Raw genomic sequence first — 19,147 nt, 5'->3', positions numbered from 1 at the left:
TTTTTATGTTATTTTATTGTTATTAATTTGTTATTTTATACTTTATTTATTGCTTTTTTATTGTTAATTATCCACTATTTTAATACTGCAAAATAAAAAGCTGACCTTGACTGCAAACAATCAAAATCAGCTTTAAAAAACTTCATTATTCTACATATTATTCAACACAGGCTTTTAAAACCTTTCCTGCAGCATCGTGAATAACCAGATCACACCATTCGTCAGCCGGGGTTGCTGTCTTGTTTATCACAATAAGGTTCATGCCCCTAAAAAATCTTACCAGACTGGCCGCAGGATAAACCATAAGGGAGGTGCCCCCTACTATCATGGTATCAGCCTTGGTAATGGCTTCCTCTGCATCAATAAGGTCCTGGCGATTTAGGGCCTCCTCGTAAAGCACCACATCAGGCCTTACCATGCCGCCGCATTTCGAACAGGTAGGAATCCCCTCACTATTCACTACAAATTCTGCATCATAAGTGGCGTGACATTTTACGCAGAAATTGCGGTGAACAGAGCCGTGGAGCTCAATGACCCGCTTGGAGCCTGCCATCTGATGCAGTCCATCTATATTCTGGGTAACCACGGCCTTCAGCTTCCCCATTTCCTCCAGCTTGGCCAGAGCTTTATGGGCATTATTCGGCTTGGCATCCAGATAAATAAGATTTTTCTTATAATAATCGAAAAATTCCTTTGGGTGATCCTCCAAAAATGTATGGGAAACCATTTCCTCAGGAGTAAATTTTTGCTTTAGCTTTCTGTTATATAAGCCCTTGGCGCTACGGAAATCCGGAATCCCGGACTCGGTGGAAATTCCAGCCCCACCCAAAAAGACCATGGAACGGCTCTTGTCTATTATTTCCTTCAATTTCTTTATCTCTACAGCACCCATCCAAAACCACCTCACATTCATTGGATATTTGCGTCTGCTATTAGCTTTTTCCTCTGCTATTAGCTTTTTCCGGTGAATCTTAATTTTAGTTTATTCTGCAAAATATAATAAAAATCCTGCTGAAAATTTCGCAATATAAGGAATATAATTTTTACAACACTCGCAATTTCTAAAAAAGAAAACACCTGCTGATTAGCCAGCAGGTGCTTCCCTCTAGGAAGGTCTTATGGGTTTATCAAAAAATGAGATTGTCTTATTAAACAGCACGCTTATAATTTTCGAGCTGCTCTATTCCCTTTGGCAAAGGCAGGCTGTCATAGGTTCTCTTAATAGAAGTATAAAGCTCCGCCTTTCTTTCAGTAGAGGTCTCCGGATTTCTCCATTCCTCATACATCTTATGGGTTGCACGACTGGCTGCCAGAGTTTCCTGTGAATGAACCTGTATTTCAAAAACCTGCCCGGATGGGCTGGTAGCATTCAAGTGTACTGCCTTGTAGCGGCCATCCTTGTTAAGATATTTATTGTCAATTTCATCCAATGTGTAGCCCTTCTCCTCAAGGAGCGCCACAGTGTCACGAACCTTATCTGCCATTTCATCGTGGTTCACCACTTCAGTATATCTGAGGAGATCACCGGTTTCAGAAACATATTCAAAATCCTGCTTTGGGGTTTCCCCTGCTTCCAGGGCCTTGTTGGTCTTACGGTCAATTTTGCTCTTGATACTGGAGGCTGTTTTAACGGAATACTCCAGCCCCTCCATGGATGTACCCAGTCTATTGGCAATATCCAGCATATCCATGGTAATACGCGGTTCATTGGCCCGCGCCATATTATACGCCACCTGAGCCCGCTGCTGACATCCTTCCAGAATGTTATCTCCCTGGGATGCACTACCGGAAATAACCACCTTGCCGTTTCTGTTACGATAAGGAATACCACCAAGGCGCATACTGTCTGTCAGAGCCGTTGCTGTGCTCATAAGGCCCAGCTGAGCCGCCGAAGCACTATTTACATTACCAAAGCTGCATGTAAATGCAGACCATGCAACCACACCGGCAACGAGAAATGCCTTCCCTCTGCCAAGGTTGTCCATCTTGGTTATTTCAATCATCCGTGATAAATCGTTGAGCTTGGTATTTTTCAAATATCTTCTCACCTTTTTCATGTAATTATTAACATCATTTGTATCCATACAGCTTCACTTCCCCTCTGTACTAAAATAGCTGAGATACATTGCAACAGCTTTAATGCTATTGTCTATGGTTATAATATAGCAGTGAATTATGAATTTTAGTTGAAAGTCATAACCAAATAAATAAAAATTTCCTAGCTTTTTCTTTTACAAGAATTAAGATTACCATGTTTAAATTTTAATTAATACAGTATTAATTAAAATATAATGTATCCCATATTTAATAGTGATATGATGTTTTATATAAAATATTATGAGGTGATGGGATTGAAAAAAATGGATTTGAAGAAAAAGGTAATGTACACTCTAAGCACTGGTCTGCTGGCGTGTACCTTTTCATTTGCTCCCCTTTCTGCGCCTTCAGTGGCAGAGGCTGCAGACTGGGGTCTAATCGGCAACATCTTTGGCACTGTTTCTCAGGCTGCCATGGAATACGATCAGGTACAGACCTATTTGCTGAATTGGGGCAACAGCCCTGAAACCCAGCAAAAGACCCTGAATGAAACCGTTGAAAAATATGGTCTTGATACCTCTGTAGAGCATAACGAGCGGGTATCCCGGGTTCTGAACCAGCTTATAGACCACGGCCATTACGCCATGGAGCCAAACAGCCTGCCATTCAGATGGCGTGTTATCAATAATGATGAGTGGAATGCAGCCTGCTATCCAAATGATTTTATTGAAGTAAATAGTGGACTTCTGAATGATCTCCACAGTGATGACGCACTGGCAGCAGTAATGTCCCATGAGATGATTCATGGCCTTCATCAGCACATGGCAAAGGATGCTCCAAAGCAGGTCCTTTATAAATACGGTACAGCACTTCTCACCATGAAAGCAGATGTGCTCCAGGCTACTTTGGGATCTTATATTGGAAATTACATTTCCGTAAAAAACACCACCAACCTGTCAGAGGCTGATGCAGATGAATATGGCTTCTATCTCCACTGCAGTGCTGGCTTTAACCCTGGTGGCTTCTCTGCCATGACCTTGAATATGGCCAAGGGTGATAATACTGATCGCAACATTATAAAGGAAATTTTTACGGGAGCCTATAACCATCCAGCTTCTCAAAAGCGCTTTGAACAGGCCCAGCAGCGCATGGAGGAATATGGCTACAACCATGTAAAGGTTAAAAATGGCACCGATATTTTCATTGATGACAAGCATTTCATGACTGCCGTGGAAACCCCTGAGCTGGCTGACTGGGAAAATGCTTATCTTATTGCCGGTGGTATCTGCAAGGGTATTCACGACTATTCCACTGTTGAGGCTTGGGGCTTTGGCACTCCGGACTTCCTCAGTGACATTGCCTATAAGGATCTGAAAAATGCCCTGAATGATCCTTCTCTTTCTGCCAGTCTTCAGACCATGCTAACTAATGCTTATGCCTTAGATATCCATGATAATGATCACAGAAGCACCAAGGCAAAGCTGAGAAAGGCTGAAAAGGAGCGTAATGACAAGATTACCAAGCGCCAAAAGGAAGTAATGTCCGCTGAAAATGCTTCCTCCTATGAAGGTCATTTTGAAGGCTACACCAAGCTGGGACTTAATGTTTTGGCCTACAAGGAGGCTGAAAAGGCCTATAAGGCAGATCCAAACAGCTATATTCAAACCGGTAATATGTCCCGTGCCTTGAATGCCCTTAATGCCGAATACAGGGAAAAGCATAACACCTGGAATGATGATTATACCCAGAAGGCTATTGAATACACTGATAAGGCCCTTAAAATCTGCCAGGACAACTCCATTGATGATACCTACTGGCTCTACAGCAATATGGCTTATTATCAGATGCAGGCCCAGAACTACGCAACCTCCAACGAGGCAGCATTAAAAGCCATCAGCCTTAAGCCTGATGAAAAGAGCAACTATCGTTTTGTTGGCTACAATAGCTTAATGCTGGGGGATAAGGGCAGTGCAGTTAAGTATTATTCTCTCTATCTGAACCACGGTGGTGATAGGGAAATGGTGCCATCAGAGCTTTCCAATGAAGTTCAGGCAAATGCCAGAACCCTTGAAGAAATTTACGACGCCAACGAGTAAAATTTTATACACAGGCAACAGAAAAGGACGCAACTGAGTTTGCGTCCTTTTTTTGCTTTAAAATATTAAATTAATCCACAGCTTTCTTGGGAAATCCACAATTTATCAAAGGGTTATACAGAGTTATTCACAGCAAGGCTGTGGACTGTGTGGATTACTCAAGAATATCCGCTATAGATGTTTTACCAACGATGCTTTGAATCTCGGAAATATTCAGCTTGGCATCAAGACACTGCTGTAAAAATTCCTTGCTGATTTTCTGGCCATTAACCAGCACAGTAAGCACCAGCTGGTTTTTCAGAGCTTCCTTGACAGAGCTGTTGTGTTCTTCCACAGGGGCTATGTCAGCCTCAGGTACATCCTCTACAGCATCAAGAATAGCTGCATCATCTGCCTCAAATGTATCATTATCCTCAGCATCTGGTGTTGCCTTAACTGCTTCAGCTTCAAGGGTTTCCCGGGCTGCTGAAAATTCTGATACATTTTGGTCATATATAGACCCAACATTATCCATAAGGGAAGAAAAATCTCCCTTTTGATAGCATTCTATAAACTGGGCCTTATCAATATCGCCCAATAATTTATCCACAACCTCGTCCATATCCCCGGCCTTGGCTTTGGCCATAATAACCTCCCGAGACATTTCACCAATGCCACGGGAAATCAGGAAATCCTCACAAGCCTTATCGCTGTTGTCATCCGCCATCTTATTATGCTCAAACAAGTCAAACTGCATGGCTGCCTTCTTGGCATTGCCCGCATAATCCTGCTCAATGGCTTTGCGCATATAGGCGGGAATATTCTTCACCCCATGCTGGGTGAGGGTGTATTGCACATTGTCCTTAATACGCTTGGCATCATAGGTCTTTATAAGGCGATTTGCCACGATTTTGCCAATGCCATATTTCAAGAGTACGTCTACAAGATCATCCTCCGCCACAGTGAGATTATCCTCAAGGTTTGGAACATCCTCCTGCTTTCTGAGGAAAAACTTGAAGCCAGTAATGGTACGGCTTGGCTTTATTTTTTCATATTCAATAAAATATGGTGTATGATCGTTTATATCATTTATGGAATAATTAATGACAGAGCGTATAAATACTGATACGTTCAGATACTTATCCGGCTCAATACCCATATAGTAGCGTAAATCCTTCAGGGAGAATTCGCGCTCAATAACACCGGAGGTTTTGAACTTCTCAAACCCCTGGTACTGCAAAAGAAGCTCCAGCAGCTTTATGGAATGGGTCGATTTCAGTGAGAAAATAGAGCTGGCGGCAATCTGGGTATATGGCTTATCCGCAAGTTCCAATACATAAGGAGCAAAATCCTTGTGCAGCTCTATGGAGAGCATACCCTTAGCCTTATCAAATTCAAATTTAGGGAATGGCACTACAGATACCAGCTTGCCTTTTTCCTCATTATCCTGCAGCTCTACCTGAATGCCCTGAAGGTTACGACAAAAGCCCTTCAGACGTGAATAGTACACGTTGTTGCCACCAAACATTTTGATGACATCCACCGAAGGAATACTTACCACCTTATTTTCTGTAGGCTCCCCAGCCTTTAGCTGGGGCCTCAGGCTGGCCAGAGCCATGTAAAAAAGGCGGGCCTCCATTAAATTGGAAAAGAATGAGGCAGATTCAATCAGGGTATTGGCCTGAATTATGATCTGTTTTGTACTTCGCTTATGACTACTAAGTTTTGTATCCATCCTTTTATACCTTTATTTTAAAAATATTATTAGACGACCTAATTGTATCAATCTACGCGACCATTATAACATTATATGAGTAAAATGTATAATACTTTTTGATATTTTTTTCATAAATGTTACATTTATGTCGTGTGTCGTATCGTCCCGTGTTGTGTGGCTTCGTGCAGCTTCGTGTCGTGTCGTTTCATGATTTTTCATTAATACATGACCTTATTGTATAAAAAACTTCTAAAATCTATGATACAATTAGGTCATATATGAACTAAAATGTATCAAAATTTCATATAGATGACTGAATTGTATCTTTAAATTTAATTACATGACTTGATTGTATCATAATCTTCAGCTTATTACACTTATATTTATGTTACAAATCAGTCATGTATTCTAAATTCATGATACAATACAGTCATATATAGGCTATACATTACCTAATTGTATCTTTTTTTTAGTGATTTTATTTAAAACTAATGATACATTTCAGTAACCTATTGTTACAATCAGGTCATTTATACTCTTTTTTATCATTTTTCTTCTATATTATATGATACAATCCGGTCATGTTTTACTGATTTTATCCTTGCAGCCAGTCTTTTCAGGGTGAGCCAGCTCTATATTAGACAGAAAATGACAATAAAAACCTCGGTTTTACCCGGCTGCGAAAAATTATACTACACTATTAATACTAGAACGATGGAGAATAGGGGATGAAATTACATTTAAATAGATGACCATAATGTATCATCTTTTTAAATTTCCTTTTCTGAAAAGGACTATAGGAGACCAAATTGTATCTAAGCTTCACCTGTATCCCTGATAACTACTGACTTTTCCACAGATACATGACCTAATTGTATAATTCATTGGTATTTTTCACAGTCAATTATGTTATACATGATACAATTCAGTCATGTAATACTACAATAAGGTAATCTTTAAGATACAATTCCGTCATCTATATGATACATTTTGGTACGGCTTATGATACAATTACATCAGCTAAAGTATACATTTCAGTCGCATATAATGGCTGTAACCCTTGATATATAATGATTTACCGCCAGGTAAAAACTATAAAACATATAAAATACATATAAAGAAATAAAACACACAGATATCAACAGAACTCTCCGGTTAAGAAGATGGGGGAGTGGTTGCTGTGTGTTTTTTATTATTTGTAGTAAGTAATGTAATTAGGGACTTGCTTTATTTTTAAAAAAATACTATTATAACTGTATTATAGTAATATTAAAATTATAAATTAACATTTATCTAACATTATATAAATGTTTAATTACTACAAAATGAGGTGTATAAATGGAAATAATTGCGTTTTCAAACAAGAAGGGTGGTACAGGAAAAACCACCTCTGCCATTAATTTTTGTGCAGCACTGGGAAGAAAAGGATATAAGGTATTGGCCATAGATCTTGATCCCCAGGCAAACTTCACAGCTGATTCAGGGGGAGAGGCTATTGGTACAGTAGCAGGAACCTTTGATTTTATTTTGGGAGCCCCTTTGGAGGATGTGGTACAGCACAATGAGTATTATGACTTTATGGGTGCCGATAAGCGCATTGAGAACCAGAGAAATAAGTTTGAGGAAAAGGGATCAGATTTCTTATTAAAGAAAGCCTTGGCTAAGGTAGAGGGCTATGATTTCGTTGTTCTGGATACAGCTCCTAGTATGTCCGGTATCGTATTTTTGGCACTGGTGGCCTGCAACCGGGTTATTGGCGTATGTGATGCTGATCAGCGAAGTGTTACTGGGCTTGGTGATTTGTATTCTGCAATTCAAAGTGCAGCTGATTATAATCCAGGACTGAAAATTGACGGTATTCTTATTACGAGGGATGTTCCCCGGACCCAGGCAAACAAGTTTGCAGTGGATGTATTCCATCAGGCTGCAGCCCAAATCAACAGTATTGTTTTTAATACACATATAAAGGAGCGTACAGTATTCCATCAGTGTACTGCCCTTCATACCAATGTATTTAATGTGGACGCCAGATCTGATGGTGCCAAGGATTATGAGGCATTTACCGATGAGGTTCTGGAGCTGTTTAAAAAAGATTAAAAAAGCAATATATTAAAATTTAATAAATGTTAAGAAAATGCTAATTTAAAGATAGAATAACATTAAATTGAGGTGAAAATAATGGCAAAGAAATTAGACCTTAATAATACTGCAGCGGCATTGGGAGATTTTACAGGCAGAGCAAAACCAGTTGTTCCACTTCAGCAGGAAGAAGAAAAAAATACTGAACCAGTGGTGCAGGCTGCTTCTATAGTTACTATAAATGAAGAACAGACACATGACCAAAATGTATCAGAAAATAATGTGGCACCTAAAAGACGTGGACGGCCAACAAAGGCAATAAAAAAAGATTCCAGGCTGTCCGTCTATATGACTGAGGAATTAAAAGGACGTTTGGAAGCATTGGCAGATAAAAAGAGTATGAGCATGAATACCATAATAACAGCTGCTCTTATGGATTATTGTGAAAGCAATGGAATGTAATATTAATGCTATATAAAATGTAAATAAATATTAAAATAATGTTATTAAAATATTTATTTAAGGATAAAATAATGGTTTTATAGCAAAACAAAAGGCTCGTCCACAACAGGGCGAGCCTTTTAAAATACCCACAATTTACTAATACTTTTTGCCATATACATCTTCTTCCTGTCCAATTTCTTCTTCTTCATCAGGAAAATGGCGATCATCAATATCAGGATGCAAAGGGTCAGCGTCCTGCCAGGCTTCCTTTTCTGAACCATCATATTCCTGCCACCACTTCTTAGGCCCATCCATACCGCTTCCCTCCTTTCCACGAAACATTTCTAACCCTATTATACCATGTTCAAAACAAAAAATATCAGAAGTTTTTGAAAATTCAGAGATGCTAAAAAAGAAGGATTTTTATAAGAAATGTAAAATATATTTAAGATAAAGTATTAATGTGACTGAGTCCATCTTCCTTCTGCACAGGAGGTGAATATCATGAATAAAGCTGGTTCATTACAAAAGCAGGCAATGGCTTTTCTGATAATTACCCTGGTGCTTTTAACAGCATTACTTAGTTTTGCTGCCTTTGAGATAGTAGGCAATGAAAAAGACAGGGATATCGCCATCGAGATGAACACCCTCACCGCCAACGAGGCCGAGAAGCTTAATCATGACTATATCAAATTTGAAGATGCAGTAAACCACATGGTAGGAATCACAGATTTTTATATAACCAGTGTGGATGATATTATGGATCCCGTAAAAAGGGAAGAAATAAACAAAAATCTTCAAAGAATCTATGATATTTTCTCCCAAACGACTAATATGTCGCTGAGCTATTACTGCGTATATAATCCGGATTTGGTAGGTAAGCAGCAGGGCTTCTTTTATACCCGTAATGCCGCTGATAATATGGAAAAGCGTGAAATGACGATTATCAGTGATTTTAATCCGGAGGATATTGAGCGGGTGGGGTGGTACACAGCTCCTATAAGGGAAAGGAAAGCAGTTTGGCTGCCACCATATTACAATAAAAATACAAGGCGTTATACTATATCCTATTGTGTGCCATATTATAAAAATGATGTTTTGATAGCAGTAATAGGTATGGATTTTAATTTCGAAATACTGCTGAACATGGTGGATCAGATTCACTTCAGCAAGAATGGCTACGCCTATTTAAAGAGTGCTGACGGCACTGTTCATTATCATGCCCATGATTTTATGTTGGGAAATGTACATGGTGATGAGATTCTTAAGAAAGTTAAAAATTCTGATTTACTTTCCAATGATAATTCTGGAAATAATGTAATTCAATACGAAATAAAAGGCAGTGAACGGGTACAGACCTTTGAAACATTAAGATGCGGACTACAACTGGTATTATGTGATGATTATGATGAAATATACAAGGACAGGTACGAGCTGGTGACAATGGATATTATAGTCATTGTTGCCTGTGGTTTGTTAATTATTTTATTGATGGTTTACTATACCAACCGTATTATGCAACCAGTGAAAATGCTCACAGAAGCAGTGAATGAAATAAAGGATGGTAAGTATGATGTGAAGTTTCCCAAAAATGCACCGGGAGAAATAGGTGTTCTTTCTCAGGGCATAGCGATGGCAGCGGCAGCCCTTGAGGAAAAGCAACGTTTGAATGCCTCGGCCTTGGCGGCACAAAACAGGAAGCTGGAGAAGGCCGTAAAAAAAGCAAAGGACGCCAGCAGGGCAAAAAGTGATTTTTTGTCCCGGATGAGCCACGATATACGTACGCCGATGAATGCCATTGTGGGTATGGGGATGATAGCAGATTCCCATAAGGACGATCCGGAAAAGCTGTCGGAATGTTTGCGTAAAATATCCAATTCAAGCAAATATTTGCTTAATCTCATTAATGAAGTATTGGATATGAGCCGTATAGAAAGCGGTAATCTAAGTATCAATAAGGCAAATGTGAATCTTACGGACCTTATCGGAAGTATTGTTGCCATGTTAGCCCCTCAATTTGATGCCCATGATCATCATATCCAGACAAACCTGGATAACATCATACACGAAAATGTAATCAGTGACTCCCTGAGAATACAACAGGTGGTTATTAATATCTTGGGTAACTCCATTAAATATACTCCTGACGGAGGGGAGATAAGCATTTCCGTTAGAGAAGAACACGTATCGGCCAATAGAAGCCTGTACATTTTTAACTTCAAGGATAATGGAATAGGCATGTCAAAGGAATTCCAGGAAAAATTGTTCCAGCCTTTTGCCAGGGAGCAGGATGATCATGAAACTGAGGTAAAGGGCACTGGTTTGGGAATGTCTATTACCAAGGCCGTAGTGGATTTACTTGGGGGAACAATCCGGGTAAACAGTGCTCTGCAAAAGGGAACGGAAATTATTGTTCAGCTGGATCTGGAATTTGTTGAGGATGTTGTATCCGACAAGAAACAACATAGGCAGATGGATTTTTCAGAAATCAGATTGGATGGTAAGCGGATTCTCCTTGTTGATGACATATCCCTGAATCTGGAGATAGCAGAAAACCTGCTGGAAATGACGGGAGCTGTAATGGACAAGGCCATCAATGGCAAGGAAGCAGTGGAAATGTTCAAGGAAAAGGGAGAGGGCTTTTACGATCTGATTTTCATGGATGCCAGAATGCCAATAATGGATGGTTATGAGGCCACAAGGACTATCAGAGGCCTTGGTTCGGAATATGCAGCGCAGCTGCCTATAATTGCCATGAGCGCTGATGCCTTTGCAGAGGATATTGAGAATTTCAAAAAGTGTGGCATGAATGACTATGTATCCAAGCCGATAGATCTTAAAAACCTGGCCAGGGTTTTGCAGAAGTACTTGCTTTAAGAGTAAAAAAATACCAAATAAGTGGTATTTAAACATTTAATAAATATTTGATAAACACTAAAACAACAATAAAATAACATTAAAAAACACTGATTAAGCGGTAAAATACTACATAATCAGTGCTTTTATTCATCCCGTAAATCTGACTCATCCAGACCTCATAGTAGACATAAAAAATGCCGCTAACACCATAAGGGGTAGTGTCGGCGGCCATGGGTGAAATGCTCTGGGGAAGAGCAAATCGAGAGAGGGGTTATGGGGGATATAATTGAATCCATATATCCACCTAGAAACAACATTAGCAGAATAACATTATTTCTTTAGAGCATTATATATTAAAAATACAGTTTGTGTAAACAACAATTAACTTAAAATACTGTATACTTAATGAAACACCCTAAATTGTAAACCTACTTCCAGACTCACCGCCTGCGTCTGTCAATTCCTGCTCTGTAGTAAAAAGCCGCCTTGTCCTTATACATTTCCTGGTCTGCAACGGAAACCATATCGTTAAGACTATTATAAGAGCCTTCATGATTATTGGCACAACCAATGGCTACAGAAAGGTTCTTTACGAGCTTACCGGACCATCCGTTAAATGATTCCTTAAGACGCTGCAAAATATCTGGCCAATCATCAATATCATGGTACAGAATGGCCATAAATTCATCGCCACCAACCCTGTAGACGTTGCCGTAAGGGTTTAAAACCTTTTTCATACAATCTGCGGCTCCAATAATGAGCTCATCACCAGCCTCGTGCCCCTGCTCATCGTTGGCTTTTTTCAAACCATTAAGATCCATGGCTACAACAATTACATTTCCTTCTTTAAGCTCCGAGTTCATATTATCCACATCATCGTTAAAGCTACGTCGGTTGAAAAGTCCCGTAAGCCCGTCGTGATGGGCAATATATTCCATTTGGGCACGATTTTTGTGGATGAGATATATATAAGCCAGAAGTCCACTTACAGTGGCAACAATAATGCCAACTATTATTGTAAAAAGAATAAAGTGCTGTAAAATAAAATCCTTAAGGGTCATGGAGGTCATTTGGCTGGTGTAGGTATAGGTGGAGGTAAAACCAAAATCTGAAGGCAGGTTGGTAATTCCCCTATTAAGTATTGATAAGAGCTCATTGTTGCCCCGTTTTACTGCAAAGCAGCGACTGCTGTAATCCCTCATAGGAGCAGTTTGAAGCATATTGTAGCTTGGATGGATGAGGTACCCGTCTTTACGGAACTGGTTCAGTATACAGCCATCCACATCACCATTTTTTACAGCCTCCAGCATGTCATCAATTTTATCGTAATAAAGAATTTCCGAATCAGGAAAATGACTGCGAATATAAATATCAGCAATGGAATTGCCCTGCTTGGCGGCCAAACGTCTCAGCTGAAGATGTGAATAATCTCCCTTGTATATGAGATACATAGGGGTGGAAATAACCTCTGTGGTCAGGAAGATATTGTTCTCCTCGGCCCGGGCCACATCATAATTAATAGGAAAGGCCATATCGATGGTACCGGCCTGAAGGGAAGCAACTAAGGCTTCATAGGATTTATATGAAGTAAATTGAAATCTCACATCATCCTTTATTCTTATTTTTTTGCAAATCTCATTAAGTAAATCTGTAATGATGCCATATACCTTTCCTTCCGCATTTGTGTCGGAAAATGGCAGATAGTCATCCAGATAGCCAACAGTTATTACGGGATGCTCCCTAAGCCAGGTGATTTCATCTTCCTGGAGCTTACCGCTGACGGCCAGATCAGAAAAATAGGTATTGGATAGCTTTTTTGTAAAATAAGGATCTGTGGAGGTGATTTTACTAAGGGCAGAATTAAGCTCCTGTACCAGATCAGGCCTACTATGGTTAATGGCCAAATAATATTCGGTCTGTCCAATTCTGGTAATAGGGACCATGTAATTGTCACGATTTACATTGTTATCGGTATCCACCGTGGCATCTGTTCTGCGGGAATCGAAATCCCTGTAACGGGAATCATTGCCACTGTAGGTTACAATGTTAGCTTGATGGTTTCCTTCATCATTCCATTGGTGCAGCATGTCCTCCATAACAGTGTTGCGGTTGACACTGATGGTACGGTTAATAAGTCCGGAAATTCCTTTGGAGGCCAAAGGACTATCGGAATAAACGTAAATGTAATAATTTTCCAGCCCCATGGAATAATCAGGGAAAAGCAGCTTTTCCATACGTTCAGGAGTCTTGGATACTCCTGCCATAACGTCAATTTCCCCATTGTAGAGCTTTTGGAGCATAGTGTTCCAGTCACCATATACGTAGTCGTAATCCCAGTTGGTATAGTAGGAAACCTTTTGGAGATAATCGTAGGCAAGTCCTGATTTTACAGCATTATCATCCATGCCCTCCATAAAGTTTCGGCTTTCCACATAGCCCACTCTCACTATTTTTGAAGTGTGCAAATGTGGAATCTGGGCAGCAGAAGCAGTGCTGCCGGTAGATAGACAGGTATTGTTGGTTTCAGGAACACAGATCTGTACTAAAAAAAGGCACAAAAAAGTAACCAGAAAATAGCAGCTTCTGATATAATTTTTTAGCCTTTTACGTGTATTTTTTATGGACAGATATTTCATGTCATATACCAGTCCTTTTTATGTGATAATTCGTCGTTATCATTTATTCTTATGGTTATTATAAATGAATTTCTATTAAATTGTAAGCGTTATTAGGAAATATTTTTAAAAATTTTTAACTGTTGATGAATGTGGTGATAGATAGAGGAATTTTCATTGTTAATGAAGAATAATACACCATTGAAGTGTTGGGAAAAACGATTTTTGTAATTATTTTTGTAGTTTTTAAGGCGGGTTTATTATGAAGAAAGATTCAGGTAGTATAGTGAAAATGCGTTCCGGAACATGGTATGGAGAATTGGATGAAAATGCCCGCGTGGAAAAAGCTACTTTTTCCGAAGAATTACGACAGATGCTGGGCTATGACCAAATTGATTTTCCAGGAACCTTTGACATCATGCTGGAAATAGTGCATCCAGATGACAGACAGAAAATGTTAGATGCAACAGGTGCTACCATTAGAGGCGAGGTCAGTTCCTTTGATACGGAATTTCGCCTAAAAAAACAGGATGGCAGCTATATGTCGGTGAATGCTACTGGCACGGTCACTAAAAACGATGATGGCATCCCTTTTATTATACATGGCACAATTTTTGATATATCAGCGCTGGTGGAAAACCGTATGGCTTATGAGCAAGCTATGCATCGTTTGGAAGCTTCCCAGAAATTGGAGAATGATTTAAAACAGTTTGGGCCTGTAGCGGCCATTTATGAAACGGCCAGGTTCCGCCTCGAATATGATGAGCAGGGAAGACGAGTATCAGTAGCCTGGAATGATGCTTATAGGGAGCTTTTGGGCTATGACAGTGATGAGGAGTTTCCTCAAACGTTACAATGCTTTTATAATCATATTGTGGCTGAGGATTTGGAGAATGTCGGCCACGCTATGGACCTGCTGGAGAATGGTGCTCATGTTGACTCAACCTATGATGTGGAGTTTCGCATGTATAAAAAGGATCGGTCCATTGTATGGGTACGGGCCGCGGCCAAGCGTATTATCGGGTCTGATGGCAAAGCGATGCATTCTATTGGCCTCTTGACTGATATTACAGCACAGAAAAATCTGGAGCTGCAAAAAACCATATATGAGGTCTTTTCCCAGGAGTTTCTGACAGTAGGTATCATCGATATTTTCCATAATCAAATATGGCTGTTACGTGATAATATGATAAATGATACCTTTATTCAGTCCTATGAAAAAGGTGCACATAATTATGACGATTTCCTCAAGGAATATGTTAGTAAGCACGTGGTAGAGGAAGATCGGGACCGTGTGTATCGGGGCAGTCGGGTTTTCCATATAGTTATTGAGCTAAAGAAAAATGACGTATATCGCATCAGATATAAGTTTAAAAAAGAAAATGGGGCTGTACAATATGTTCAGGGAACATATTTGTGGCTTAACAAGGATGGGGACAAGCGAAAGGTAATATGTGGCTTTCGTGATGTAACGGACCTTATACGTCAGGAGCAGGAAAAGCAGGAAGTATTGCGCAAGGCCCAGGAAGAAGCCGAACTGGCCCGCTATGAGGCTGAGGCAGCCAATCAGGCCAAGACCTCCTTCTTGTTCAACATGTCCCATGATATTAGAACCCCAATGAATGCCATTACGGGGTTTAGGGAGCTATTGGAGCGGGAGCAGGAGGACCCGGACAAGCGCCAGTATTATCTGGACAAGATGAACGATGCCTGTAAGGTACTGATATCAATCATAAATAATGTATTGGAAATGGCCCGCATTGAAAAGGGCGTATTGAAGCTGGATGAGATATTATGGAATACAGATCAGTTTAATGATGGCCTGTATTCAATCATAAAGCCAATGATGGACAAGAAGAATATCACGTTTACCCAGGAAATAGTTGTTTATCACCAATATTTCTTTGGTGATGGGGATAAGCTACGGGATATATTCCTGAATATTTTGTCCAATAGCTGCAAATACACCAAGCCAGGTGGTTCAGTTCATATGAAGCTGGAGGAGCTGCCTCATGAAAAGCTTGGCTGGGCTTGGTATAGAACCACGATTAGCGACACGGGAATCGGTATGAGTGAGGAATTTTTACCTCATATTTTTGATTCCTTTACCAGGGAAAACAATACCACCAGCAACAAAATTGAGGGAACTGGCTTAGGAATGTCCATTGTAAAGCGGCTGACGGATTTTTTGGGTGGCAAAATTGAGATAAAGAGCAAAAAAGGTGAGGGTACAACCTTTATTATAGATATGCCGCATCGTTTGGGGCAAAAGCCCGATGAAGGATATTCAGTGAGTGAGCATATGGAAGTTGACCCTGCTGTATTTGTGGGTAAACGGGTTTTGCTGGCTGAGGATAATGAAATTAATGCTGAGATTGCCCTGGAGATTTTGTCTTCGGCAGGTATGGTGGTGGAACATGCCAAGGATGGTCAGGAATGCGTGGCCATGCTGGAAAACCAAGATGGAAGCTATTATGATTTGATTCTTATGGATGTGCAAATGCCAAAAATGAATGGCTATGAGGCCACTCGGGCTATACGGGTGTTAGCTGATGAAAAAAAGGCGCATATTCCAATTGTAGCCATGACTGCCAATGCCTTCGAAGAGGACCGGAAGGAAGCCTTTAAGGCGGGTATGGATGGCCACTTATCGAAGCCAATCGATATAAGGGAATTAATGCGGGGTATGGCCAAGGTGTTCAGATAGCACAATAAAAAAGCAGTGATATTAAAGGCTGATGTAGCCCGTCATATCACTGCTTTTATTTGTTGCTCTTATTTCGTGGTCTTATTGGCGCCGGCCAATGGTTTGGCCAATTCAGGGTGCTCACAATAGAACTGCACAGTGGTCCAGTAGTTTTCATAGGCCTGGCTGTAGCTAGTTTCACCGATTTCAACCCAGCCCTGACGGTCTCCAGGCTGAACATTTGCCATTGTAAGAGGATCTGGATAAATCACCTGTGGAGTTTTGGCAGCCTTCTCCAGCTTTTTCTTTTCAGCCTTTGCCATTGCCTCTGCCACAGTATCATCCACGTCCTCAACTACAGGAGGAAGCACAGTCCAGATGGAAACGGTTACGGTATCGTCCACCTCAGGAGTAAAACGGAAACGGGCATTTTCAAAGGACTTGTTCTTTATGGCAATTTTTATCCACGCATAATAGGAACCTCCGGCCTTGCGAGCGGTTTCAGTTTCAAGGTAGTGCATGGTATTGTCGTCACCGTACACCAGCACCTCGTGGGCCTGTGTGTTATTTGGAGCCACAGCCTGGCTGCCGCAAAAGAGGGCCAGGGCGGCCACAGCAATAGCACAAAAACGCTTAAACATAATATAATTCTCCCTTCAAGTTCACTATATAACATTATACTATCAAGTTTGGATTTTGCAAAATTAAAAGGCCACCTTTTCAGATGGCCACTACACACAACATCGGCTTCAATCAACTACTTACTACATCTCTCTTAATTATAGAAAAGAGGTACCTGACGTCGTCGGACATCCCAATCGGGAGTGAAGCATTGATTAATATTCGGGTACTAACGCTACCACACAATCCACTGTCACTAACATCTACTACCAGACAACTAAGTGAGATTAATGAATATCGGCGCATCAACGTCAGCTGGGAAACCGTTTCTAATATGTCAAAGCGCTGACGGTGCAAACATCAAGTACCTCTCTATTTGTGTATATTATATTACGGATGGAAAAACTTTGCAATAATATTTTGAATTGTCTGACAATAATTTTAAGCTATGAAATTTATTCCATTTCAGCATGGTAGGCTTCCTTCATGTTATACATACGCTGGTCGGCAATTTCCCTCAGCTGCTGTGGATCTGTGCCGTCATCAGGGTAGAAGGCATAGCCAATACTGATACTGACCATCATATTGTTGGACCCGCTGACAATGGAGCGATTAAAGGCCTTGGTCATTTTAGCTGCTATGGTTTCATAGGCGCTCTCTTTTATGTCCTGATTTACCAGAATGGCAAATTCATCGCCGCCTAAGCGGTAAACATTAAATTCGCAGGCACCCTTCATCCTTAAGGCCACTTCCTTCAGCACATCATCCCCGGCTCTATGGCCATAGGTGTCATTAATGTGCTTGAACTTGTTTACATCAATATAGAAAATACCGTGTAGCTTGTTGGTGCGAACCAGAGTAGCCATATCCTCCTCAAAGCAGCGGACATTGTAGAGTCCCGTCAGCTGATCCCTGAGGGAGATATTGGAAAACAGGGCCCTGTCCTCTGCCAAAAGCAGCACCATGTAGGTAAGCAGTGTGAGCAGCAGCACCAAAAACAGACCAAACAAAGCATATGGAAGCAGGTATGATGGCTGAACCCAGCCCTCCTCAGGGGCAATGGCCAGTCGCCAGGATACACCGGCAGCATCAAAATCCGCCACCACAGGATCCTCCAGTATTCCTTTGGAGGAGGTGATAGGATGCATTTCTTCGTCGAAGGGGTTGGTTTTGTATAGGGTATAATCATAGCCAAAGGTTTTTAAGTTGTCGGTGGAAATCTGGAATACATCCGGCACCTTAATTATAGCAATGGCGAAGCCCCAGAACTGTTTAATTCCATTACTGTCACGGACGTATACAGGTTCCCGCAGCTCCATGCCGATTTCCTTGTGCTGGATTTCAAAAGGTCCTTGGAGAGTCATGGTGCCTGTATTTTTACTGTAGGCAGCTAAAGAGCCGTAATGCTTTTCCTCAAAAAGGTTTATGAGATCACCCTCGTAGCCTTCTATGGGATAAATGGAGGTTACAGTACCGTCAGGGGCCAGTTGGAGGCAGGAAATATATTTCCGGTCCTTCATGATGTGTTTGGCTACATTGTTGAAATCTTCCATGGTTCCTTCAGCATTTTCCTGTAAAATGAGATTCATGGTTTCAGTAATGCCACAGCATTCGTTAATTGCGTATTTTATCTCGCTGACACGGTTTTGAATATTTTGTTTGGCCAGTGTTTGTTCCTGGGTGGTTTGCTGTCTCCAAATGCCGTTTATGACAAGGCTCAGTACCAGCATACTTAGCAGGAAAACTGCCGAGACGATGGTTATGCGGCTTGTTTTGCTAACAGTATTTATGTTCATGCCTTATCCCCTCGATGAATAATTCTTTTCTTAATTATAACGCAAATGTTCATTTTTTTCTTTATAATTGGAAAGAAAAATTTCCAATTAATGTATTTCTAATAAAGTTCTAATTGTGGGGAAAAGGGGCTGGTGGTAGAATGAAGGAGCATTATTTTAAGAGAGGAAGTTGTGAAAACCATTATGAGCAATCTTAATAAGTTAAGCAAAAATATAGG

The 19,147-nt window shown here is 40.6% G+C and carries 12 protein-coding genes; 5 read left to right on the top strand and 7 right to left on the bottom strand.

The genetic code is table 11. The features are described from left to right. Nucleotides 1-157: 157 nt before the first annotated feature. Together B6K08_RS04475 and B6K08_RS04470 are read right to left on the bottom strand one after the other, a co-directional pair. Complete coding sequence (locus B6K08_RS04475; protein ID WP_080325512.1) at nucleotides 158-892, bottom strand: NAD-dependent protein deacylase; 735 nt, start codon at nucleotides 890-892, stop codon at nucleotides 158-160. 256 nt (nucleotides 893-1,148) lie between these two features. Then, the gene (locus tag B6K08_RS04470) at nucleotides 1,149-2,084 is read right to left on the bottom strand and encodes a hypothetical protein (RefSeq protein ID WP_080325511.1); all 936 of its coding nucleotides are present in this window, start codon (nucleotides 2,082-2,084) and stop codon (nucleotides 1,149-1,151) included. A 276-nt stretch (nucleotides 2,085-2,360) separates the two neighbouring features. Here B6K08_RS04470 and B6K08_RS04465 point away from each other — a divergent pair, with 276 nt between their 5' ends. Then, complete coding sequence (locus B6K08_RS04465) at nucleotides 2,361-4,133, top strand: M48 family metallopeptidase (RefSeq protein ID WP_234985236.1); 1,773 nt, start codon at nucleotides 2,361-2,363, stop codon at nucleotides 4,131-4,133. 154 nt (nucleotides 4,134-4,287) lie between these two features. On the opposite strand, the gene B6K08_RS04460 is transcribed toward B6K08_RS04465, so the two are convergent. Further along, nucleotides 4,288-5,847, bottom strand: a complete 1,560-nt coding sequence (locus tag B6K08_RS04460) for a replication initiation protein (RefSeq protein WP_039209070.1) — start codon at nucleotides 5,845-5,847, stop codon at nucleotides 4,288-4,290. A 1,320-nt stretch (nucleotides 5,848-7,167) separates the two neighbouring features. Between B6K08_RS04460 and B6K08_RS04455 the strand changes: the two genes are divergently transcribed. Together B6K08_RS04455 and B6K08_RS04450 are read left to right on the top strand one after the other, a co-directional pair. Next, nucleotides 7,168-7,926 carry a ParA family protein gene (locus B6K08_RS04455; protein ID WP_027396642.1) on the top strand — a complete coding sequence of 253 codons (759 nt, stop codon included), beginning with the start codon at nucleotides 7,168-7,170 and terminating at the stop codon, nucleotides 7,924-7,926. A gap of 81 nt (nucleotides 7,927-8,007) precedes the next feature. Next, nucleotides 8,008-8,370 carry a hypothetical protein gene (locus tag B6K08_RS04450; RefSeq protein WP_080325509.1) on the top strand — a complete coding sequence of 121 codons (363 nt, stop codon included), beginning with the start codon at nucleotides 8,008-8,010 and terminating at the stop codon, nucleotides 8,368-8,370. A gap of 138 nt (nucleotides 8,371-8,508) precedes the next feature. On the opposite strand, the gene B6K08_RS13710 is transcribed toward B6K08_RS04450, so the two are convergent. Then, nucleotides 8,509-8,667 carry a hypothetical protein gene (locus tag B6K08_RS13710; protein WP_159446690.1) on the bottom strand — a complete coding sequence of 53 codons (159 nt, stop codon included), beginning with the start codon at nucleotides 8,665-8,667 and terminating at the stop codon, nucleotides 8,509-8,511. 189 nt (nucleotides 8,668-8,856) lie between these two features. Between B6K08_RS13710 and B6K08_RS04445 the strand changes: the two genes are divergently transcribed. Then, the gene (locus tag B6K08_RS04445) at nucleotides 8,857-11,229 is read left to right on the top strand and encodes an ATP-binding protein (RefSeq protein ID WP_080325508.1); all 2,373 of its coding nucleotides are present in this window, start codon (nucleotides 8,857-8,859) and stop codon (nucleotides 11,227-11,229) included. A gap of 422 nt (nucleotides 11,230-11,651) precedes the next feature. On the opposite strand, the gene B6K08_RS04440 is transcribed toward B6K08_RS04445, so the two are convergent. Beyond that, a complete protein-coding gene (locus tag B6K08_RS04440; RefSeq protein ID WP_159446689.1) occupies nucleotides 11,652-13,769 on the bottom strand; it encodes a transporter substrate-binding domain-containing diguanylate cyclase in 2,118 nt (705 codons plus the stop codon). A 319-nt stretch (nucleotides 13,770-14,088) separates the two neighbouring features. Here B6K08_RS04440 and B6K08_RS04435 point away from each other — a divergent pair, with 319 nt between their 5' ends. Next, the gene (locus B6K08_RS04435) at nucleotides 14,089-16,533 is read left to right on the top strand and encodes a PAS domain-containing protein (protein ID WP_080325506.1); all 2,445 of its coding nucleotides are present in this window, start codon (nucleotides 14,089-14,091) and stop codon (nucleotides 16,531-16,533) included. Nucleotides 16,534-16,601: 68 nt separating this feature from the next. Here the strand turns inward: B6K08_RS04435 and B6K08_RS04430 are convergent, their stop codons facing one another. Both B6K08_RS04430 and B6K08_RS04425 read right to left on the bottom strand, forming a co-directional pair. Beyond that, the gene (locus B6K08_RS04430; protein ID WP_080325505.1) at nucleotides 16,602-17,153 is read right to left on the bottom strand and encodes a hypothetical protein; all 552 of its coding nucleotides are present in this window, start codon (nucleotides 17,151-17,153) and stop codon (nucleotides 16,602-16,604) included. Between the two features lie 435 nt (nucleotides 17,154-17,588). After that, nucleotides 17,589-18,929 (bottom strand): diguanylate cyclase domain-containing protein, encoded by a 1,341-nt coding sequence (locus tag B6K08_RS04425; RefSeq protein WP_080325504.1) that lies wholly within the window; start codon nucleotides 18,927-18,929, stop codon nucleotides 17,589-17,591. Between the last annotated feature and the right edge of the window lie 218 nt (nucleotides 18,930-19,147).

Source organism: Anaerovibrio lipolyticus DSM 3074 (genome assembly GCF_900141865.1).
Lineage (GTDB): Bacteria > Bacillota > Negativicutes > Selenomonadales > Selenomonadaceae > Anaerovibrio > Anaerovibrio lipolyticus.
This window is presented reverse-complemented; position numbering and strand designations above follow the sequence as displayed.